Raw genomic sequence first — 22,668 nt, forward strand, 5'->3', positions numbered from 1 at the left:
ACCTATTCCGCGGGCGCAGGCAGCGGGCGCGGCGCGGACCGGCGCCGCAGGCGGTCGATCAAGAGGTAGATCACGGGCGTCGTGTAGAGCGTCAGGATCTGCGAAACGAACAGGCCGCCGATGATGGTGATGCCGAGCGGCCGGCGCAACTCCGTGCCGGGACCGGTCGCCACCACGAGCGGAATGCCGGCAAACAGCGCCGCCATGGTCGTCATCAGGATCGGGCGGAAGCGCGCTTGGCAGGCCTCGAAGATCGCCTCCGCCGACGACAGGCCGCGCTGGCGTTCGGCGTCGAGCGCGAAGTCCACCATCATGATGCCGTTCTTCTTGACGATACCGATCAACAGGATGATGCCGACGAAGGCGATCACCGTCAGCGGCGTGTTGGTGAGTTGCAGGGCGAGCAGTGCGCCGAGCCCGGCCGAAGGCAGCGTCGAGATGATCGTGAGCGGATGGGCAAGGCTCTCATAGAGCACCCCGAGCACGATATACATCGCCACCAGCGCGCCGAGGATGAGCAGCGGCTGGCGGCCACTGGTCTTGGCGAAGTCGCCGGCATTGCCGTCGAAGCTGCCGCGAATGCCTTCGGGCATGTGCAGTTCCTCGACCGCCCGCTGGATGTTCTGGGTCGCCGCCTGAAGCTGGACGTTCGGCAGGAGGTTGAACGACACCGTGGTCGAGGGGAACGACTGCGAATGATAGACCGCGAGCGCGGCAAGGCCGCGCGTCGCGTGCACCACGGCCGACAGCGGCACCTGCGCATCGCCCGCGCCCGCGACATAGATCCGCTCGAGGTTGGAAGGATCGACCTGGAATTTCGGATCGATCTCCAGCACGGTCATGTACTGGTTGCGCTGGGTGTAGATGATCGAGATCTGCCGCTGCGAGAAGGCGTTGTTCAGCGCGTTGTCGATGTCCTGAACCCTGACGCCGAGCGCAGAGGCCTTCTGGCGATCGATGCTCAGGGTCAATTGAAGCCCGCCGGGATCGCGGTCGCTGGAGATGTCGGTGATACCCTCGACGCTCTCCATGCGCTTGGCGACGATGGGCGCCCATTTCTGCAGCAGACTGAGGTCGGTGCTGGTCAGCGTGTACTGGTAGTCGGAATCGCTCTGCCGCCCGCCGGCACGAACGTCCTGGGCGGCGAACATGAAGAGACGGATGCCGGCCACGGGATACAGCGCGCGTCTCAGACGGTCGATCACGACCTCCGTCGAGACGTGGTCGCGCTCCGCCGGCGGTTTCAGGCTGATATACATGATGCCGCGGTTCGAGGTCGCTCCCCCCGGCCCGCCTCCGGCGCCGACGGTCGAGCCGATGCCGGCCACGGCCGGATCCTTCATCACGATTTCGGCGAGCCGCTGCTGCAGACCGAGCATCGACTGGAACGAGATATCGGCCGAGGCGCGCGTTGCCCCGATCACGAAACCGGAATCGTCGGTCGGGAAATAGCCCTTGGGCACCTTGATGTAGAGCGTCACGGTGAGGCCGATGGTGGCGAAGAACACCAGCAGCGTCGCCAGCGGGTAGTCCAGCACGGTGCGCAAGGTTTTGGCATAGAAGGCGACGATGCGCGACAGCGAGCCCTCGATGATGCGATCGAACAGCGTCGCCGTGCCGGACGTGGGCTGCCGGATGTAATGCGCGCAGATCATCGGCGTGACCGTGAGCGAGACCAGCGTCGAGACCAGAATGGCGAAGGTCAGCGTCAGCGAGAATTCGCGCAAGAGGCGACCTACGATGCCGTCCATGAAGATCAGCGGCGTGAACGCCGCGACCAGCGACAGGCTGATCGAGACCACCGTGAAGCCGATCTGCCTGGCGCCCTCCTGCGCCGCCCGGAACGGCCGCATGCCGTGCTCGAGATTGCGATACATGTTCTCGATCATGACGATGGCGTCGTCGACCACGAAGCCGACGGAGATCGCAAGCGCCATCAGCGACAGATTGTCGATCGAGAACCCCGCGATCCACATGCCGGCACAGGTGCCGGCCAGCGCCAGCGGCACCGAGATGCCGGCCGCGATCGTCGGCGTCATGCGCCGCAGGAACACGAACACCACGACCATCACGAGGACCGCGGTCGCCAGCAACGTCCATTGCATGTCGAGCACGCTGGCGCGGATTGTGCCGGTGCGGTCGACCAGGGTGGATATCTCGACCCCGGCCGGAATCCATTGCCTGAGCTCGGGGATCAGCGCCTTCACCCGGTCGACGGTGTCGATGACGTTGGCATCGCCCTGCTTGGTGATCTGGATCAGCACCGCCGGCTGTTTGTTGAACCAGGCGATCGAGCGCGCGTTGCGGACGGAATCCTCGATGTCGGCGACGTCGGACAGCCGCACGAAATTGCCATTGGCACTCTTGATGACGATGTCGCGGAACTCTTTCGCCGTGCGCATCTGCTTGTTGAGCGCCAGCGTCTCGCTCTGGCGTTCGCCGTTGAAGATGCCGACAGGACCGAGCGGATTGGCGTTGATGATCGCGGTGCGGACGTCGTCGGTGGCGATGCCTGCGTTCGAGAGCGCCACCGGATTGAGCTGGACCCGGACCGCCGGTTGATCGGCGCCGCTGATGGCCACGTTGCCGACGCCCGGAACCTGCGAGATGCGCTGCGCCAGGACCGTGTCGGCGACGTCGTAAATTGCGCTGGCGGACAGCGTGTTCGAGGTCAGTGCCAGCACGAAGACGGGCGCGCCGGCCGTGTTGGCCTTGCGAAAACGCGGCAGCGTTGGCAGGTCGCTCGGCAGGTCGACCATGGCGGCGTTGATCGCCGCCTGCACGTCGCGCGCGGCCTTGTCGATGCTGCGGCCGATGTCGAACTGGAGCTGGATGCTGGTGTTACCGAGCGTCGAGGTCGAGGTGATCTGGTTGATGCCCGCGATCTCACCCAGCCGCCGCTCCAATGGCGAGGCTACCGTTGCCGCCATCACGGCCGGGTCGGCGCCCGGCCGGCTTGCCGAGACGAAGATTGCTGGGAAGTCGACGTTCGGGACCGAGGCGACGGGAAGGAACTCGTAGGCGACCACACCCAGCAGGAACAACCCGATCGACAGCAGCGTGGTCGCGACCGGGCGGCGGATGAAGGGCTCCGAGATCGATGCCATCACTGCATCCCCTCGGTCGCGCCCGCCACGGGCGGCCCGCCGGATTCGGCCGGCGGCAGCGCCTGCTCGAGGCGGCGGTTGATGCGGTCGAGCGCGAGGTAGATCACGGGCGTCGTGTAGAGTGTCAGGAGCTGGCTGAGCAGCAGGCCGCCGATGATGGAGATGCCGAGCGGGAAACGCAGCTCGGCACCGGTGCCACTCTCGATCGCCAGCGGCAGCGCGCCGAACAGTGCCGCCAGCGTCGTCATCATGATCGGGCGGAATCGCAACAGGCAGGCCTGCACGATCGCCTCGTTCGGCGACATGCCCTGCCCGCGCTCGGCCTCGAGCGCGAAGTCGATCATCATGATGGCGTTCTTCTTGACGATGCCCATCAGGAGGATGATGCCGATCAGGCCGATCACCGAGAGGTCCTGCCCGCACAGCACCAGCGCCAGGATCGCGCCGACGCCGGCCGAGGGCAGCGTCGACAGGATCGTGATCGGATGGATGTAGCTCTCATAAAGCACCCCGAGCACGATGTAGATCGTGATTACGGCGGCGAGCAGCAACCATGGCTGGCCGGCCAGCGCCTTGGCGAATTCGGCGGCATCGCCCGCGTAGACGCCGACGATGCTATTGGGCATGCCGATCCGGGTCTCGATCGTCTTCACGGCGTCGACGGCATCGCCGAGCGCGGCTCCCGGCGCGAGGTTGAAGCTGAGCGACACCGAGGGGAACTGGGCCTGGTGCGAGATCGCCAGCGGCGCGGTGGTGCGCTTCAGCGTCGCCACGGCCGACAGCGGCACCTGGGCGTTCGGTGCGCCGGCGGTCGCGCTCGCGGCGCCCGGCAGGTAGAGCTTCGACAGGATCGAGGGATCGCGCTGGTACATCGGCAGCGCCTCCAGTACCACGCGGTACTGGTTGGCCTGGCCGTAAATGGTCGATATCTGCCGCTGCGCGAAGGCGTCGTTGAGCGTATCCGTGATTCCTTGCAGGCTCACGCCGAGCTGGCCGGCGCGGGTGCGATCGACGTCGAGCTGCGCCCGCAATCCGCCCTCTTGCGCCTCCGAGGAGACGTCGCGGAACAAGGGATCGCGCCGCATCTCCGTCACCAGCTTGCGCGCCCATTCCGACACCAGCGTCGCATCGGTGCCGGTCAGCGTGTACTGGTATTGCGAGCGGCTCGACTGGGTCGAGATCTGCACGTCCTGCACCGGCTGGAAATACACGGTCATGCCCGGGATGCCCGCGACCCTCTCCTTCAACCGGGTTATCACGACCGCGACGTCATCACGCCGCTCGCCGCGCGGCCTCAATCCCATGACGAGCCGGCCGACATTGGTGGTCGGATTGACTGAGCCCGCCCCGATCACCGAGACCACGCCGACCACATCGGGATCCGCCTTGATGGCGTCGGCCGCCTCGGCCTGCCGCTTCTGCATCTCCGCGAACGAGACGTCGGGCCCGGCTTCCGTCACCGCCGTGATCGAGGCGGTGTCCTGCAACGGCAGGAAGCCCTTTGGCGCGACGACGTAGAGGACCAGGGTGGCGATCAGCGTGGCGAAGGTCACGACCAGCGTGGCGCGCTGGCGCTCCAGCACCCAGAGCAGCGTCCGGTGATAGGCCTCGACGGTGCGGTCGATGAAGCGGCTGATCGCGGCCAATCCCGGCACCGACACCTCCTCGTGGGCGTGCTTGAGCAGGCGCGAGCACATCATCGGCGTCAGCGTCAGCGAGACTACCGCCGAGGTCACGACCGCGATCGTCAGGGTCAGCGCGAACTCCCGGAACATGCGTCCGACCAGGCCCGACATGAACAGCAGAGGGATGAACACCGCGATCAGCGACACCGTCAGCGAGATCACGGTGAAGCCGATCTCGCTGGCACCCTTGAGCGAGGCCTCCATCGCGCTGTCGCCGTTCTCCATGTGGCGGACGATGTTCTCGATCATGACGATGGCATCGTCGACGACAAATCCGGTGCCGATCGTCAGCGCCATCAGCGACAGATTGTCGAGGCTGAAGCCGGCGAAATACATGATGCCGAAGCTCGTGATCAGCGACAGCGGCAGCGCCACGCCTGCGATCACGGTTGCGCGCAGCGAGCGCAGGAACAGCAGCACCACCAGGGTCACCAGCACGACGGCGAGGACGAGCGTGAACTGCACGTCGCGCACCGAGGCGCGGATGGTGACGGTGCGGTCGGAAACGATGGTGAGGTTCACCCCGGCCGGGATCGCACGCTGCACCTTGGGGATCTCGGCGCGGATCTGGCCGACGACGTCGATCACGTTGGCGCCGGGCTGGCGCTGGATGTCGATGATGACGGCCGGCGTGCCCTGGTACCAGCCGCCGGTGCGGTCGTTCTCGAGGCCATCGACGATCTGCGCGACGTCGGCGATGGTGACCGGCGAGCCGTTGCGATAGGCGATGATGACGGGCCTGTAGGCGTCGGCCGCGGCGATCTGGTCGTTGGCCGCGATGATGTAGGATTGCTGGGCGCCGTCGAGCGAGCCTTTCGGCCCCGAGACGTTGGCGTTGGCAATCGCGGTGCGCAGATCCTCCATGGCGATGCCGTAAGCGGCGAGCCGCGCCAGATCAGCCTGGATGCGCACGGCCGGTTTCAGCCCGCCGAGCACCGAGACGCGTCCGACGCCGGAGATCTGGCTCAAACGTTGCGCCAGAATGGTGTCGGCAATGTCGCTCATCGCCCGCAGCGAGATGGTGTCCGAGCGCAGCGCCAGCGTCATGACAGGCGCGTCCGCGGGGTTCACCTTGGCGTAGGTCGGCGGATAAGGCAGCGTCTTCGGCAGCACGCCCGCCGCGGCGTTGATCGCCGCCTGCACGTCCTGGGTCGCGCCATCGATGTCGCGGTTGAGATCGAACTGCAGCGAAATCTGGCTGACGCCGAACGAGCTCGTCGAGTTCATCGCCGACAGCGACGGGATCTGCCCGAGCTGTCGCTCCAGGGGCGCTGTGATCAGCGAGGCGATCACGTCGGGGCTCGCGCCGGGAAGCTGCGTCGTCACCTGCACGGTCGGGAAGTCGACCTGCGGCAGCGCAGAGACCGGCAGCGCGAAATAGCCCAGCAACCCGCCGATCAGAAGCGCGATGCCGAGCAGCGAGGTCGCGATCGGCCGGCGGATGAAGGGTTCGGAGACACCCATGGGTTCTGCCTGCCGCCTCAGGCGGCCGTTGTCGGGATCATGGCTGCTTGGCTCCTGATCCTGATGCCCCAGGACTTGATGTAGGCCCCGGAGCCGGCCCGGTCTGTCCCTTCTGGTCGCCCTCGCTGCTGTTGCGCTTGGCGCGGAACTCGCCGGTCTTGCCCTGCCCGTCCTTCTGGCCTTCCTTCGAGCCTTCCTTCTGACCTTCCTTGGCCCCATCCTTCTTTTGCGCGTCCGGCCCGCGCGCTCGCTTGCGCGGGGCGAGATCGGCCGACGGGGTCTGGTCGTCACGGCCGATGATCACCTTGGAACCATCGGACAGATTGGCAAAGCCCGTGGTGACGACCCGGTCGGTCGCTGACAGTCCGCTGGCGATCACGGCGTCATGCTCGTTCTGCTGGGTCACCGCGACGGGCTTGGCCGAAACGACGTTGTCCTCGCCGATGACATAGCTGAATGTCCCAATCGGGCCGCGCTGCACGGCCGACGTCGGGATCACCAGCGCCTGCATCAGCGTCTCGACCTTGAGGCGGACATTGACGAACTGGCCCGGCCAAAGCTGGTAATTGGCGTTCGGAAACTCCGCCTTGAGTTTGAGCGTGCCGGTGGTCTGGTCGACCTGATTGTCGATACCGGTGAGCTTGCCGGTGTCGATCACGGTGGTGCCGTCATTACCGAACACGTCGACCGCGAGCGTGCCTTTCGCCGCGGCCGCGTTGACGCGCATGATCTGCTGCTGCGGCAGGCTGAACCACACCGCGATCGGCTGCAATTGCGTGATCACCACGAGACCCGTGGTGTCGGACGCATGGATGATGTTGCCCTGGTCGACCTGACGCAAGCCGGCACGACCCGAGATCGGCGCCACGATCTTGGTGTAGCTGAGTGTTGCCGCCGCATTGTCGATCGCGGCCTGGTCGGCCTTCACCAGGGCCTCGGTCTGCGCGACCAGCGCGCGCTGGGTGTCTGCCTGCTGCTTGGAGCCGGCATTGGAAGCAGCGAGCTGCTCGTAGCGCGTCAGGTCGATGCGCTGGTTGGCAAGCTGGGCCTGGTCCTGCGCCTTCTTGGCGACGGCCTGGTCGTACTGCGCCTGGTAGATCGCCGGATCAATCTCGCCGACCACGTCGCCCTTCTTGACGTCCTGGCCCTCGGTGAAGTTCACCGCAATCAGCTTGCCGTCGACCTGCGAGCGCACGGTCACGGTGTTGAGCGCGCGGATCGCGCCGACGCCGTCGAGATAGACCGGCACGTCCTGGATGCGGGGCGTCGCCGCCAGCACCGGGACCGGCAGATCGGGCCGCTGGTTGCGGCCGTTCGCCTGCTGCGGCTGCTGATGCCAGATAGTCCAGCCGAGATAACCGAGCCCACTGAGGATCGCGAGCGTGATCAGGGTCATGACGAAGCCGCGGCCGCGCGACCGTCTCGCCGTCCCCTCCTCTGCGCCTTGCTTGCTATCCGGCTTAAAGAGCATTGACCGGTTTCTCCATTCGCGGCTCCCAGCCGCCGCCGAGCGCCTGATACAGGCTGACGATGGCGAGCAAGCGGGCCAGTTGCGCCTGTGACAGCGCGTCTTCCGCCTGGAACAGGGTCAGTTGGGTGTTGAGCACGGTCACGATGTCGGCGGTGCCGGCGCGCAATTGCTGCTCAGAGAGATCGAAGGCGCGGCGCGAGGCGACGACGACGTCGCGCTGCAATTGCAGCTTGATCGTGGTCTGCTTGATCGAGAACAGCGCATTGTCGACGTCGGCAAAGGCCTGCACGATGGTCTTGCGGTAGGTCTGCAGCAGCTCGTCCTGCCGTGCCTTGGCAAGCTCGAAATTGCCGAGGATCTTGCCGCCGTCGAAGATGGGCTGCGTGGCGCTGCCGACGAGCTGGAAGAAAGCCGCATGCGGTTGGAACAGCGAGACCAGCGCCGAGCTCTGATAGCCGCCATTGCCGGTGAGCTGGATGGTCGGAAAGAACTGGGCGCGGGCGTTGCCGATATTGGCGGTCGCGGACGCAAGCTGCGCCTCCTGCCGACGGATGTCCGGCCGCTGCGTCAGCAGCTCCGACGGCAGGCCGGGCGTCACGCGCGGGATCGCGACCCGGTCGAGCGAGCCGCCGAGCACGCGCACGCTCTCCGGCGGTCGCGAGACCAGCACGGCGAGCGCGTTGACGTTCTGGTCCAGCGTCTGGCGCAGCGGCGGCACCAGGGCCTTCTGGTTGGCAAGCACGCTCTCCTGCTGGGCGACATCGAGATCCGTGCCGGTGCCGGCCTTGCGCCGCTCCCTGACCGCGTCGAGAATGCGCTGCGCGCTTGCGATGTTGCGCTGTGAGGTCCTGATGCGGTCCTGCGAGGCCAGCACCTGGAAATAGGCGTTGGCGACGGCCGCCAGCGTCGTCAGCGCGACGGTGTCGCGATCGAAGCGGTTGGCATTCGCCGTCTCCTGGGCCGTCTGCAGCGCATCACGGTTCTGGCCCCAGAAGTCGAGCTGATAGCTGGCGCTCAGCGAGGCCGAATAGTTGACGACCTCGCGGCCGCCGATGGACAGGCCCGAGGAGCTTGCGCCCGAGGTGCGCGAATAGGTTTCCGATCCGCCCGTCGACACGCTGGGCAGCAGCGCCGCGCCCGCCTGCCGCGCCTGGGCGTCGGCCTGGACGATGCGCGCAACCGCCGCGGCGATGTCGAGGTTGACGGTCTGCGCCTCGTCCATCAGCTGCGTCAGCTCGGCGGAGCGGAAGCCGCGCCACCAATCCAACGACGGCGGCGCATCGCCCTTGCTCGCGTATTTGTAGTGCGTGGGAACATCGAGGGCGGGATCAGGCAGATCCTGGGTCAGAACGCAGGCGCCAGATGTGGCGGCAAGGCACAGCACCGCAAGCCAGCGTGCGGCGCGCCGCGTCCGGGATGGAGACCCTTTGGACCGCCGCATGGCGATCGCCGGAACATCCTGTGTCACATCCACCCCCCGCCGGGCAGATCGAGCCGCCGCGCAACCGGATTAACCGATTCGCGGCGGGACGGTCGGGGGGCTTTGGACAACTCGTTCACAGGGGTGATGCTTTCTGCGGAACCTGAGGTCCATACTAGCCGGGCGCGGAACGGCGGGACAGTGCCGCGGTTGCGAAAGGCACGGGCCAACGAACACGGATCCAACATACGAAAATGCAAAATGTCGTTGTCTCGCAGCCATTTCTGCCACGGCGAAACATCTGGAAATGCGAGCAAGCTTACTAAGATTTCATGTGATATTGCTGCCACACCGGCTGCTGAGCCCTTTGAGGCGAGGTCCCCTCGCACCTTGAGCTCGATCGTGCCTGGTCGCCACCTCACAACATCGTCAGTGGGCGCCGACGAGAACCCCTCCTCGTGTCGAGATTTCCTCGACCTTCCACCCTGTCGACGCGTTTGGAACGCGAGCCGCTCGCCCGTGGCAAAAACTGTTCGCAAGACCGATCATCGCGAGCGTATCGTTTCGTGCTCCTTCGGGACCTCAGTCATTTCCTCCTAGCGATATCCCACCGCGCGCCCCGGCGCACCGGCAACGATCTCGCCTCAACAGAATATCGTTGTTGGGACAGGAGCTTCAGCTGGTTTCGCCGCAGCGCAAAAGCCTTCCCCTTTGGTCCCCCAAGCACTAGGTTCTGACCAACCAGATCAACCCCCTTAGTAGCGATTTCCCTGACATGAGCATTCGAAACGACGTTGTCGAAGCCATCGGCAACACCCCGCTGATCAAGCTGAAGCGCGCCTCGGAGCTGACCGGCTGCACCATTCTCGGCAAGGCCGAGTTCATGAATCCCGGCCAGTCGGTCAAGGACCGCGCCGGCAAATGGATGATCCTGGAGGCCGAGAAGCGCGGCGAGCTCAAGCCCGGCGGTCTCGTGGTGGAATCGACCGCCGGCAACACCGGCATCGGACTCGCAGTCGTCGCGAGTGCGCGCGGCTACCGCACGCTGATCGTGATTCCGGAAACGCAGAGCCAGGAGAAAAAGGACTTTCTCAAGCTGTGCGGCGCCGAGCTGATCGAGGTCCCGGCCCTTCCCTACGCCAATCCCAACAACTACCAGCATGTCGGCCGCCGTCTCGCCGATGAGCTGCGCAAGATCGAGTCCAACGGCGTGCTGTTCGCAGACCAGTGGAACAACCTCGACAACGCCAAGGCGCATTACGAGTCCACGGGACCCGAGATCTGGGAGCAGACCGGCGGCAAGGTCGACGGCTTCGTCTGCTCGGTCGGCAGCGGCGGTACGCTCGCGGGCACCAGCCGCTATCTGAAAGAGAAGAACAAGAATGTGCGGATCGCCTGCGCCGATCCTCACGGCGCCGGCATGTACGAATACTTCAGGACCGGCGATGCCAAGGCGACCCCGGGCGGCTCGATCACCGAGGGCATCGGCCTCAACCGCGCGACCGCCATCGTCGAGAGCGCGAAGGTCGATGACGCCTATCTCATTCCCGACGCGGAAGCCGTCACGGCAATCTACGGACTGCTGCAGCATGAAGGCCTCTGCCTCGGCGGCTCGACCGGAGTCAACATCGTCGGCGCGATGCGCCTCGCCAAGCAGCTCGGGCCCGGCAAGACGATCGTCACGGTGCTGTGCGATTCCGGCAGCCGCTATCAGTCGAAATTGTTCAACGCGGATTTCATGCGCGCCAAGAACCTGCCCGTGCCGGAGTGGCTGGAGAAGCGCAGCAACATCAAGCCGCCCTTCGTGTGATCGTCACGCGCCCTCGGGTCGGGGCGCGCGCGTTCGCAAACCGGGCGCGGTTCGGCCGGTTTACGCGACCTCGCCGCGTTCCGCAGCCGCGGCACAATAGTCGCGCCAGAACTGGCGGTAGCCCTCCTCGACCTTGCGCGTGTAGATCTCGACATTGCCGGCAGGCGAGGCTGCGATCCGGGCCGGCAACTCCGCGCGCAACTTCGCCAGATGCTCGGGCTGCGAGGCAAATCTGCGGGCGATCTCGACATAGCCCTCGTCATCCTCGGCAACCCAATCACCAAGGCCAACGGCGGTCACGATCGAGGCGCCGGCACGCGAGGAGGCACCGATGCCGAGCTTGGCGATGACGGGAACGCCCGCATAGAGGGATTCCCAGGTGCTCACGCCGCCGTTCTGCGGAAATGGATCCAGCGAAATATCGACTAGCGCGAAGGCCCGCAGATGCTCGGCGCGATCCGACGAGCCGAGGCAGATGATCTGCTCCTCGGCAACCCCGTGCGCCACAAATCGTGCGAGGAGGCCGTCGCGCACCAACGGATCGTCGAGCAGGGTATGCTTGATGATGATTTTCGATCCGGTCACCTCGCGCATCACCTTCGACCAGACGCGGATGGCGTCGTCGGAGATCTTGTTGACGCGGTTGAACACGCCGAACGTGACATAGCCGTTGCGGAGCATGGGAAGCTGCGAAGGCGCCACATCCAGGATCGGATCGGTCGTGATCAGGCATGGCAGGTCAAAGACCTTTTCGACCAGCAGAGGCCGCGCCGGTTGCGGAATGAAGACGGGGTCCGCTAGCACGTAGTCCATGGTCCGAAGGCCCGTTCCCGTCGCGTGTCCGAAGCCCGTGACCTGGATGGGAGCCGGCTTGCGGGCGAAGACCTGGAGCCTGTTGCCCGACGAATGCCCGGACACGTCGATCAGGATATCGACCTTGTCGGCCTGAATACGATCGGCCAGTTCGTCGTCGAACATCTGCCAGGCATCGACCCAGACGTCCGCCGTCGCCCTGAACTCGGCTGTCACAGCGTCGCGTGTCGGCGAACACGAATAACAGACGATCTCGAAGTTGGCATGATCATGATGGCGCAGCACTGGCAGCAGGCCGAACGCCGCCGAGTGGTACCAGAATTCGGACGAAACATAGCCGATCACGATCCGCCTGTCGGGGTCGATCTGCCGGGGTGCGAGCTTCCTTTGCGGCACCCGGGCGCCGATCGCTTCGCCCCAGGACTTTCGCGTTGCCTGCTGGATCGTGAAATCGGCCTCAGGGAGAAAGTCCAGAAAGTAGATCTTCCGCGCCATCAAGTCCGGGTCCGGCGCGATCGCCAACGCCGCGTCGAGATGCTCGATTGCGGAGGCGATCTCTCCCTGATTGGCAAAACAGGAGCTCAGCAGCGCCATTGCGATCGTGGAACGTGGATTTTGCTCGAGCAAGGTCGTGCAGGCCAGGATCGCCTGCGCGGTGTTTCCGATGCTGAGCGAGGCCTCCGCCTTTCCGCGCAAGGCCACTTCAAACCGCGGCGAAAGTGCAAGTGCCGCATCGAAATCCGCAGCGGCCTGTTCCGGCCGCGACAGTGCCGCGTTGAGGCGCCCGCGTTGCGCCAGAATCTTCGCCGAATCCGGCTTGATCGCGAGCGCGGCTGCGAGCGCGGCTTCCGCCTCGTCGTAACGCCTCAGCTCGATACTGACCATGCCTTTACCGATGAGCGCCTCGACGTGGCGCGGCTGAAACAACAGCGCGCGATCAAAGCTCTCCCGCGCGCGGTCAAACCGAAACAGCGCCAGCTCAGCGACACCACGATTGCAGAACGCGTCGGCATAGTCGGGCTTCAGCTTGATCGCGCGCTCGTACATCTCGATCGCCTGCTCGGGCAGGCTCATCTGGAGCAAGGTGTTGCCGAGGCCGGCCAGGGCCGGCGTAAAGTTCGGCTTCAGCGCGATCGCCTTCTCCTGACAGGCTCGGGCCGCCTCCAGTTTCTGAAGGGCGAAGTAGACGGAGGCGAGATTGCTTTGCGCCTCGTGTGAACGAGGATCAATCGCGATCGCGCGTTCGAGCAGCTGTTGCGCCTCTTCGAGGCGCCCGCCCTGTTGAGCGCACACGCCGAGCAAATGCGTGGCGTCGAAATGATCCGGAATGGCTTGCAGGATCTGGCGGCAGAGTGCATCGGTTTCCGCGTACCTGCCCTGGCCATAGGCGCTCGCCGCGGCGGAGATGATGGCGTCGACCTGCTTCTTCAACTTCTTCTGCAACCGCGCATTCTGGAATGCGCGCGCGCCGGCGCTGCTCAAGATATCTCTCCGAAAGATGGTTCGTAGCGAGTCTAACTGATTCGTGTCCCGGGCCGGCCGGTCGGTACGACCGGAGGTCCGTCACGATATCCGGGGCACGGCAACCGGTTCCGGAACCGCGTGGCGCGTCCGGCCGGTCTATGCAGCGTCGCCGCTTTCGGAGGCCGCGGCGCAATAGTCGCGCCAGAACTTGCGGTAGCCCGCTTCGAGCTCGCGCGTGTAGATCTCGACATTGCCGGCGGGCGAGGCTGCGATCTGGGCCGGCAGGCCCGCACGCAATTTCGCCAGATGTTCGGGCTGCGAGGCAAACCTGCGGGCGATCTCGACATAGCCGTCGTCATCCTCGGCGACCCAGTCACCGAGGCCCACGGCCGCCACGATTGAGGCGCCGGCACGCGAGGACGCGCCGATGCCGAGCTTGGCGACCACGGGAACGCCCTTGTAGAGGGATTCCCAGGTGCTGATGCCGCCATTCTGCGGGAAGGTGTCGAGGGAAATGTCGATCTTGTCGAAAGCCATCAGGTGGTCGTCGCGTGAGGTGGTGCCGAGGCACGTGATGCTCTCCTCGGCAATGCCCTGCGCGATGAAGCGTGCGACCAGGCTGTCGCGCAGCAGCGGATCATCGAGCAGACCATGCTTGAGGATGATCTTCGATCCCGGCACCTCCCGCATGATGCGCGACCAGACACGGATCGCATCATCCGAGATCTTGTAGATGCGGTTGAACACGCCGAAGGTGACGTAGCCGTTGCGCAGCATGGGCAGCTCGGAGGGCTGCAGGTTGGTGACCGGCTCCATCGTGATCAGGCACGGCAGATCGTGGATCTTCTCGGGAAACAAGTGCCGGGCCGATGGCGGAATGAAGATGGGATCCGCGAGCACATAGTCCATCGTCGGCATGCCCGTGCCCGTCGCGTGACCGAAGCCCGTGGCCTGGATCGGAGCCGGCTTCCGTGCGAAGCATTGCAGCCTGTTACCGGTCGTGTGTCCCGAAACATCGATCAGGATGTCGACATTGTCGGCCTGAATACGATCGGCGAGCTCGTCGTCCGAAAGTCCCCAGACATCGACCCAGACGTCAGCCAATGATTTGAACTTGGCGGTGTACTCGTCCGCTCCCGGCCATGAGTAATAGCAGATGATCTTGAACCTGGCGTGATCATGATGGCGCAGCACTGGCAGCAGGGTGAGTCCCGCCGAGTGTTGCCGGAATTCGGCCGCGACATAGCCGACGGTAATCTGCTTGTCTGGATCGAGCGGCCGCTTCGGCAACTGCCGTCGCGCCACCTTGGATCCGATCTGATCCCACCAGGATTTTCGCACCGCCTGCTGGACCACGAAATCGGCCTCGGCGCGGTAGTCCTCCAGGAAGATCTTGCCTCTGATCGCATCTCCATAGTCCGGTCGGAGCGCCAGCGCGCGATCGAGATATTCGATCGCGGCGTCCATGTCGCCCTGGTTCGAATAAGCGAAGCCCATCAGCGCCATTCCCATTTCGGAGCGCGGATTTCGCTCGATCAGGGTCGTCGCGGCCGCCATCGCCTGCGCGGTCTTTCCCATCACGAGGCAGGTCTGGGCCTTGCCCCGGAGCGCCAGCTCGAGCTTGGGCGAGATCGCGAGCGCCGCCTCGAAATCCGCAAGCGCGGGCTCCAGGCGCTGCAGCTCGTAACTGAGCCGCCCGCGTTGGGCCAGGATCCGAGGCGCGCCCGGCTTGATCGCAAGCGCCGTGGCAAACTTGGCGGCGGCCTCATCGTAGTGCCGGAGTTCCATGCTGACCATGCCGCTGCCGACGATGGCCTCAGCGTGACGCGGCTGAAACAGCAAGGCGCGATCGAAACTCTCCTTGGCGCGCATGACCTGCCCGAGCACGATCTCGACCATGCCACGGTTGCAGAGCGCATCGGCATAATCCGGCTTCAGCTTGATGGCGCGCTCGTGCGTCTCGAGCGCCTGCTCGTACTGCCCCATATGCATCAGCGTGTTGCCGAGATTGGTCAGCGCGACCACGAAATTCGGCTTCAGCGCGATCGCCTTCTCCTGGCAGCGCCGCGCCTCCTCGTAATTGCCGAGATCGAAGTGCACGGTCGCGAGGTTGTTGTGGGCATCGTGCAGGCGCGGATCGAGCGCAATCACGCGCTCCAGCAGCTCCTTCGCCTCCTCGAGGCGCCGGCCGTCATGGGCGCACATGCCGAGCAGGTGGATGGCATCGACGTGATCCGGAAGGGCTTTCAGAATCTCACGGCACAGCGCCTCGGTCTCGGCATATCGCCCCTGGCCATAGGCGTTCGCCGCAGCGGCGATGATGGCGTCGGCCTGCTTCATCAATTTCTTCTGCAATCGCGCATTCTGGAACGCGCGATTGCCGCCGCCGCTGTTCTGCAAGGTGTCTCTCCGGAGGATGCCCTGGGCCGAGTCTAGCTGATTCGCGCCCCTGGCCGTTCGGTCCAGCGGACCAACATCGCCCCCGGGATTTCCCGGGGCTCAGCGCAAGATCGGACTATGCCGTCTCGCCGCGTTTCGAGGCGCCGGCACAATGATCGCGCCAGAACCCGCGGTAGGCCGCTTCGACCTCTCGCGTGTAGAACTCGACGTTGCCGGCGGGCGAGGCTGCGATCCGCCTCGGAAGATCAGCGCGCAACCTCGCCAGGTGAGCGGGCTGCGCCGCGTATTTGCATGCGATCGCGGCATAGCCGTCGTCATCCTCGGCGACCCAATCATCGAGGCCGACGGCCGCCACGATGGAGCCGCCGGCCCGCGCCGAAGCGCCCTTGCCGAGCTTGGCGACGACGGGAACGCCCGCATAGAGGGATTCCCAGGTGCTGATGCCGCCATTTTGCGGGAACGTGTCGAGGGAGATGTCGACCTTCGCAAAGGCCAGCAGATGCTCGTGGCGCGTGGTCGAGCCGAGGCAAGTGATATTCTCTTCGGCTATGCCGTGGGCCACGAACCGCGCGATCAGGCCGTCGCGCAACAGCGGATCATCGAGCAGCCCGTGCTTGATGACGATCTTCGAACCCGTCACCTCGCGCATCACTTTCGACCACACCCGGATCGCCTCATCCGAGATCTTGTAGATGCGATTGAACACGCCGAAGGTCACATGGCCGTTGCGGAGCATGGGAAGATCCGAAGGCGGCACATCCAGGATTGGATCAATCGTGATAAGGCACGGCAGATCGTGGACTTTTTCGGCCAGCAGATGCCGGGCCGATTGCGGAATGAAGGTGGGATCCGCGAGTACGTAGTCCATGGTCTGAAGGCCCGTGCCTGTGGCGTGGCCGAAACCCGTCACCTGGATCGGTGCAGGCTTGCGGGCAAAGACGCCGAGCCTGTTGCCGGCCGTGTGTCCGGACACGTCGATCAGAATGTCGATCTGGTCGGCCTGGATGCGATCGGCCAGTTCCTCGTCCGAAAGCTGCGCGGCGTCGACCCAGACGTCTGCGAGCAACCTGAACCTCTCGGTGATCTCGTCCTGTAACGGCCAACAGGAATAGCAGACGATCTCGAACCTCGTGTGATCATGATGGCGCAGCACCGGCAATAGGGCGAACGCTGCCGAGTGGTTCCTGAACTCCGACGCGACATAGCCGACGACGATCCGCCGGTCCGGATCGAGCTGAGGGGGCTGCAGTGTCCTTTGCGGCAGCCGGGCACCGATCGCGTCCCACCAGGATTTCCGCACCGCTTGCTGGACCGTGAAATCGGCTTCCGACAGATAATCCAGGATGAAGATCTTGCGCGCGATGGCATCCGCATAATCCGGCGAGATCTCGAGCGCCGCGTCGAGATGCTCGAGCGCCGTCGCGACGTCGCCCCGGTTCGCATGGCAGGCGCCGAGAAGCACGATTGCGTAATCGGATCGCGGATTGTCTTCGAGCAGGGTCTTGACGGCCGCAATCGCCTGCGTCGTGTTCCCCAGCAGAAGGTTGACTTGCGCCTTCCCGCGCAGCGCAAGCTCGAGCCGCGGCGATTGCACCAGCGCTGCATCGAAGTCGACCGCCGCCTGCTCCAGCCGGTACAGATCGAAGTTCAGCCGTCCGCGCTGCGCCAGAATCCGAGGTGAACCCGGCTTGATCGCCAGCCCTGCCGCGAGGGCGGCTTCCGCCTCCGCGTAGTGCCGAAGCTCGATGCACACCATGCCCTTGCCGGCGAGCGCTTCCGCATGCCGCGGCTGAAACACGAGGGCGCGGTCGAAGCTCTCCTTGGCGCGCGCGAAGCGGCCGATCATCAGCTCTGCCATGCCACGGTTGCAGAATGCATCGGCATAGTCCGGTCGCAGCCTGACCGCTCGTTCGTGCAATCCGATCGCCTGTTCGCCGAGGCCGAGGTTCAGCAGCGTATTGCCGAGATTGGTCAGGGTGATCGGACAATTCGGCTTCAGTGCAATGGCTTTCTCCTGGCAGGCGCGGGCGCCTTCGAACTTATCGAGCGCGAAATACACGGCCCCGAGATTGCCATGGGCATCAGGCGAGCGCGGATCGAGCTCGACCGCGCGTTCAAGCAGCCGCCGCGCCTCCTCGAGCCGCCCGCCCTCATAGGCGCGCAGGCCGAGCAGGTGCGTGGCGTGGAAGTGGTCCGGAACCTCTTTCACGATCTCGCGGCAGAGCGTCTCGGCTTCCGTAAATCTGCCCTGCCCGAGCGCCTCCACCGCCAAGGACATGACGGCGTCCGCCTGCTTCCTCAACTTCTTTGCCAATCGCGTATTCTGGTAGGCGCGCGCGCCGACACTGCTCTGCAAGGTCTCTCTCCGGGGATGGCCCGAAAGGACGCAAAGCTGATTCGGATGGTGCCAAGCTGGTGGGGCGGCTAGACCTGCGAGGTCTGGGAATGCAGGGCGTTCACCGCAGAATCTGGCTCAGGAACAGTTTCGTGCGGGCGTGCTGAGGCGCCGCAAAGAACTCGTTGGGCGTGTTGGCCTCGATGATCTGGCCGGCATCCATGAACACCACGCGGTTGGCGACCTCGCGGGCAAAACCCATCTCGTGGGTGACGACCAGCATGGTCATGCCCTCCCCGGCGAGGTCCACCATGGTGTCCAGCACCTCCTTGACCATTTCAGGGTCGAGCGCCGAGGTCGGCTCGTCGAACAGCATGACCTTCGGATTCATCGTCAGGGCGCGGGCGATGGCGACGCGCTGCTGCTGGCCGCCGGACATCTGTCCCGGAAACTTGTTGGCCTGATGCGGGATCTTGACCCGCTCCAGGAACTTCATGGCGGTCGCCTCGGCGTCCTTCTTCGGGATGTTGCGCACCCAGATCGGTGCCAACGTGCAATTGTCGAGGACCGTGAGGTGTGGGAACAGATTGAAGCTCTGGAACACCATGCCGACTTCGCGGCGCACGGCGTCGACGTGCTTGAGGTTGGGCCCGAGCTCGATGCCGTCGACGACGATCTCGCCCTCCTGGAATTCCTCGAGCGCGTTGATGCAGCGGATCAGCGTCGACTTGCCGGAGCCCGAGGGCCCGCAGATCACGATGCGCTCGCCCTTGCGGACATCGAGGTCGACGTCTCGCAGCACGTGAAAGTCGCCGTACCATTTGTTGAGGCCGGAAATCTTGACGATGGGGTCTGACATGGGGACCTCGATCAGTTGCGACGGTGAGCGTTGAGGCGATGCTCGACGAACAGCGAGTAGCGCGACATTCCAAAGCAGAAGATGAAGTAGATGATCCCGGCGAAGGCAAAGCCCGTGAACGCGGTCGAGGGCGTCGACCATTTCGGATCCGAGAACGAGGCGCGAAGCGAGCCCAAGAGGTCGAACAGCGCGACGATCGAGACCAGCGAGGTGTCCTTGAACAGGGAGATGAAGCTGTTGACGAGGTTCGGAATGACGTGACGCAGCGCCTGCGGCAGTACGATCAGCGAGGTCGTCTTCCACCAGGACAGTCCCAGGGCCGCCGCGGCCTCGCCCTGCCCGCGCGGGATCGCAGCGAGCCCGCCGCGGACGTTCTCGGCCTGGTAGGCGCCCGTGAACAGCGCGATGCCGATCAGCGCGCGGACGAGGCCGTCGACGGTGAAGTTGCCCGGCAGGAACAGCGGCAGCATGTAGGTGGCGAAGAACAGCACGGTGATCAGCGGCACGCCGCGCCAGAACTCGATGAAGGCGATCGAGAAGATCCGGATCAGCGGAATCGTGGAACGCCGGCCGAGCGCCAGCGCGATGCCGATCGGCAGCGAGGTGACGATGCCGGTGACGGAGACCACCAGCGTCACCAGCAGGCCGCCCCACAGATTTGTCGCCACGACCGGCAATCCGCCGTGGTCGAGCCCCATCAGCTTGATGACGGCGGCGATGGCGATGAAGGTGGCGATGCTCGATCCGAGCGCGTTCCATCCCGTCCGCAGGCCGCCGCCGAGGACAAACGCGATCAGCGACACGACCAGGGACGTGACGACGAAATCGGTCCAGACTGACTGGCCCGTGCCCTGGATCTCGTCGCGCAGCCAGGTCAGCGGAAAGATCAGCCAGGAAATCACCGTGCCGACCAGCACGACGAGTTGGCCGACGACCCACAGCAGCGGGGCGACGGCGGACGTCTTGCTGAGATTGAGCAGGGCCTGGCCGGCATTGACGATGCTCTCGTCGAATAGCTGCAGCACGTCAGCCGTCCAGCTGAGGCCAAAGCCCTTGATGCCGCCGCCGTGCAGCAGGAAGAACGCGACCACCGGAAAGGCGAGGAAGAACAGGCTGGCGTTGAGCCCCTTTGCCGGCAGACGCGGCACGAGCAGCGGCACCAGCAGGATCACCGCAAGCACGAATGTGAGGTTCACCCGCCAGCGCTCGGCCTCGGGATAGAAGCCGTAGATCAATTGCGGCAGCTTGGCCTGGATGTAGGGCCAGCATGCGCCGACCGCAAAGCCGGCGTTCTCCGTGAGGCAGGCCGCGCGATCCTTGCCGCTCCACACCGCATCGACCATCAGGAACTTGACCGAGGGAACGATGGTGAAGCACAGCAGCAGCGCGCCCACGATGGTGAGCAGGATGTTGGTCGGCGAGTTGAACAGGCGCGTCCGCATCAACCCGACGAAGCCCGTGGTCTTCACCGGCGCAGGACGCTCGGTGAGCAGGTCCTGACGGACGAAGCTGCTGGAGGCGATATCGCTCATGCGCCCAAACTCCGGCTGACGCGCCAACCGTAGACGCTCATGATCGCGCTGGTGAGCAGCGAGATCAGCAGATAGATGCCCATCGTCATGGCGATGATCTCGATCGCCTGCCCGGTCTGGCTCAGCGATGTGCCGGCGAACACGGAGACGAGGTCAGGATAGCCGATCGCGACCGCCAGCGACGAGTTCTTGGTGAGATTGAGGTACTGGTTGGTCAGCGGCGGCACGATCACGCGCATGGCCTGCGGTACGACGATCAGCCGGAGCGTGGTGCCGCGGCTGAGGCCCAGAGACGATCCCGCCTCCATCTGCCCCTTGTGGACCGACAGGATGCCGGCGCGCACGATCTCGGCGATGAAGGCGGCGGTATAGGTCGACAGCGCCAGCGTCAGCGCCACGAACTCCGGAATGATGCGCGAGCCGCCGGCGAAATTGAAGCCCTTCAGCTGCGGCAGCTCGAACGTGAACGGCAAACCCGACACCAGCATGGTGGCAAGCGGCAAACCGACCAGCAGACCCAGCACATAGGGCCAGATGCGGATCATCCGCCCTTCCTGGAATAAGGCGCGCCGGGCATAGAAGCGCAAGGCCAAGGACGCGACGATGCCGAGCGCCAGCACCGCCAGGAACGGCTCGAGGCCCCTCTCACCGATCGGGCTGGGGACGACGAGGCCACGATTGCTGACAAAGGCAATGCCGAACAGCGAGATGCTCTGCCGCGGATTGGGCAGGGCCGCGAGCACCGCGAGGTACCAGAACAGGATCTGGAACAGCAGCGGCAGGTTGCGGATGATCTCGACATAGATCTCGCCGACGCGCGACAGCAGCCAGTTCGGCGAGAGCCGGCACAGCGCGACGATGAAGCCGATCAAGGTGGCGAAGAAAATACCCACCACCGAGACGATGAGCGTGTTCAAAAGTCCGACCACGAACACGCGCAGGAACGTGTCCGAGCCGGTATAGGAGATCAGGGTCTGGTTGACGTCGAAGCCGGCATTGTTGCGCAAGAAGCCGAAACCGGCGGCAATGTGCTGGTTTTCGAGGTTGGCGCGGGCGTTGGAGACGATCTCATAGCCGATCCAGCCCAGGATCGCCGCAAAGGCAAACTGGACGGCGATGCCGTTCCAGCCTGCCTTGCCGCCCAGAAGGCGCCTGATCTTCAGCGCGATCTGGGGCGGCGGTTTTCGGGCCTCGGTGGTCATGCTGCCGCTGCCAGCGGAGGGCGGTCAGCGGATCGGCGGCGCGTACTGAAGACCGCCCTTATTCCAGAGATTGTTGAGGCCACGGTTGATGCCGAGCGGCGAGCCTGCGCCGACATTGCGATCGAACACCTCGCCGTAATTGCCGACCGCCTTCACGATGCGCACCACCCAGTCCTTGGTCAGCCCGAGCTGTTCGCCGAAATTGCCGTCGGTGCCGAGCACGCGCTTCATCTCGGGATTTTCCAGCTTGGCCTTCTCGTCGACGTTCTTCGAGGTCACGCCGAGCTCTTCGGCGGTGAGCATCGCGAACAGAGACCACTTCACGATGTCGAACCATTGGTCGTCGCCGTGGCGCACCATCGGGCCGAGCGGCTCCTTCGAGATGATCTCGGGGAGCACCATGTGCTCATTGGGATTGGCGAGCTTCAGGCGATTGGCGTAGAGGCCGGACTGGTCGGTGGTGAAGACGTCGCAGCGCCCGGCCTCATAGGCCTTGACCGTTTCGTCGTTGGTGCCGAACGCGATCACCTCATACTTCATGTTGTTGGCCTTGAAGTAGTCGGCGAGATTCTGCTCGGTGGTGGTGCCGGTCTGCACGCAGACCGAGGCGCTGTTGAGCTCGAGCGCCGAATTCACCTTGAGCGACTTCTTCACCATGAAGCCCTGCCCGTCATAATAAGTCACGCCGGTAAAGTTGGCGCCGAGCGAGGTGTCACGCGAGATGGTCCAGGTGGTGTTGCGCGACAGCACGTCGATTTCGCCGGATTGCAGCGCGGTGAAACGGTCCTTGGCGGACAGCGGCACGTACTTGACCTTGCTGGCATCGTTGAAGATCGCCCCGGCGATCGCCTTGCAGACGTCGACGTCGAGGCCGGTCCAGTTGCCCTTGTCGTCGGGCGAGGAGAAGCCCGGCAGGCCCTGGCTGACGCCACAGGACAGCATGCCCCGGTCCTTGACGGTCTTGAGCGTTTGCGCATCAGCGGTTTGGGCGGACAGACCGGCGGCGAGAGCAAAAGTGATAGCCAGGGTTACGCGTTTCATGGGCTTTGGGCCTTTCAAAGTCGTCTCAAGGAACGTTGTCTCAGGATCAACCCTGCCGGGCCGGG

General features: G+C 64.8%; 12 protein-coding genes. 1 reads left to right on the forward strand and 11 read right to left on the reverse strand.

Annotated features, from left to right (window positions below; translation table 11 throughout):
- Positions 1-2: 2 nt before the first annotated feature.
- The 4 genes from XH83_RS17840 to XH83_RS17855 are packed head-to-tail and all read right to left on the reverse strand — an operon-like array spanning position 3 to position 9,201.
- The gene (locus XH83_RS17840; RefSeq protein ID WP_194402133.1) at positions 3-3,107 is read right to left on the reverse strand and encodes an efflux RND transporter permease subunit; all 3,105 of its coding nucleotides are present in this window, start codon (positions 3,105-3,107) and stop codon (positions 3-5) included.
- Complete coding sequence (locus XH83_RS17845; protein WP_194402134.1) at positions 3,107-6,256, reverse strand: efflux RND transporter permease subunit; 3,150 nt, start codon at positions 6,254-6,256, stop codon at positions 3,107-3,109. Before XH83_RS17845 ends, XH83_RS17840 begins: the two co-directional genes overlap by 1 nt.
- Positions 6,257-6,293: 37 nt before the next feature.
- Complete coding sequence (locus tag XH83_RS17850; protein WP_194402135.1) at positions 6,294-7,727, reverse strand: efflux RND transporter periplasmic adaptor subunit; 1,434 nt, start codon at positions 7,725-7,727, stop codon at positions 6,294-6,296.
- The gene (locus XH83_RS17855; RefSeq protein WP_194402136.1) at positions 7,717-9,201 is read right to left on the reverse strand and encodes an efflux transporter outer membrane subunit; all 1,485 of its coding nucleotides are present in this window, start codon (positions 9,199-9,201) and stop codon (positions 7,717-7,719) included. Before XH83_RS17855 ends, XH83_RS17850 begins: the two co-directional genes overlap by 11 nt.
- Before the next feature lie 721 nt (positions 9,202-9,922).
- Here XH83_RS17855 and XH83_RS17860 point away from each other — a divergent pair.
- Entirely contained in the window at positions 9,923-10,957 is a 1,035-nt protein-coding gene (locus XH83_RS17860) for a cysteine synthase A (RefSeq protein WP_194402137.1), read from the forward strand.
- Between the two features lie 60 nt (positions 10,958-11,017).
- On the opposite strand, the gene XH83_RS17865 is transcribed toward XH83_RS17860, so the two are convergent.
- The 7 genes from XH83_RS17865 to XH83_RS17895 form a co-directional block, all read right to left on the reverse strand.
- On the reverse strand, positions 11,018-13,255 hold the full coding sequence (locus tag XH83_RS17865; protein WP_194408307.1) for a tetratricopeptide repeat protein: 2,238 nt from the start codon (positions 13,253-13,255) through the stop codon (positions 11,018-11,020).
- Between the two features lie 135 nt (positions 13,256-13,390).
- The gene (locus XH83_RS17870; protein WP_194402138.1) at positions 13,391-15,634 is read right to left on the reverse strand and encodes a glycosyltransferase family 41 protein; all 2,244 of its coding nucleotides are present in this window, start codon (positions 15,632-15,634) and stop codon (positions 13,391-13,393) included.
- A gap of 115 nt (positions 15,635-15,749) precedes the next feature.
- A complete protein-coding gene (locus tag XH83_RS17875) occupies positions 15,750-17,990 on the reverse strand; it encodes a tetratricopeptide repeat protein (protein ID WP_194402139.1) in 2,241 nt (746 codons plus the stop codon).
- Between the two features lie 100 nt (positions 17,991-18,090).
- Complete coding sequence (locus tag XH83_RS17880) at positions 18,091-18,828, reverse strand: amino acid ABC transporter ATP-binding protein (protein ID WP_194402140.1); 738 nt, start codon at positions 18,826-18,828, stop codon at positions 18,091-18,093.
- 11 nt (positions 18,829-18,839) lie between these two features.
- Entirely contained in the window at positions 18,840-20,360 is a 1,521-nt protein-coding gene (locus XH83_RS17885; protein ID WP_194402141.1) for an amino acid ABC transporter permease, read from the reverse strand.
- Positions 20,357-21,562, reverse strand: coding sequence for an amino acid ABC transporter permease (locus XH83_RS17890; RefSeq protein ID WP_194402142.1), 1,206 nt, complete (start codon positions 21,560-21,562; stop codon positions 20,357-20,359). Before XH83_RS17890 ends, XH83_RS17885 begins: the two co-directional genes overlap by 4 nt.
- A gap of 24 nt (positions 21,563-21,586) precedes the next feature.
- Positions 21,587-22,603: an amino acid ABC transporter substrate-binding protein gene (locus XH83_RS17895; RefSeq protein WP_194402143.1), complete on the reverse strand. Its 1,017-nt coding sequence runs from the start codon at positions 22,601-22,603 to the stop codon at positions 21,587-21,589.
- Positions 22,604-22,668 lie beyond the last annotated feature (65 nt).

Source organism: Bradyrhizobium sp. CCBAU 53351, from assembly GCF_015291745.1.
Lineage (GTDB): Bacteria > Pseudomonadota > Alphaproteobacteria > Rhizobiales > Xanthobacteraceae > Bradyrhizobium.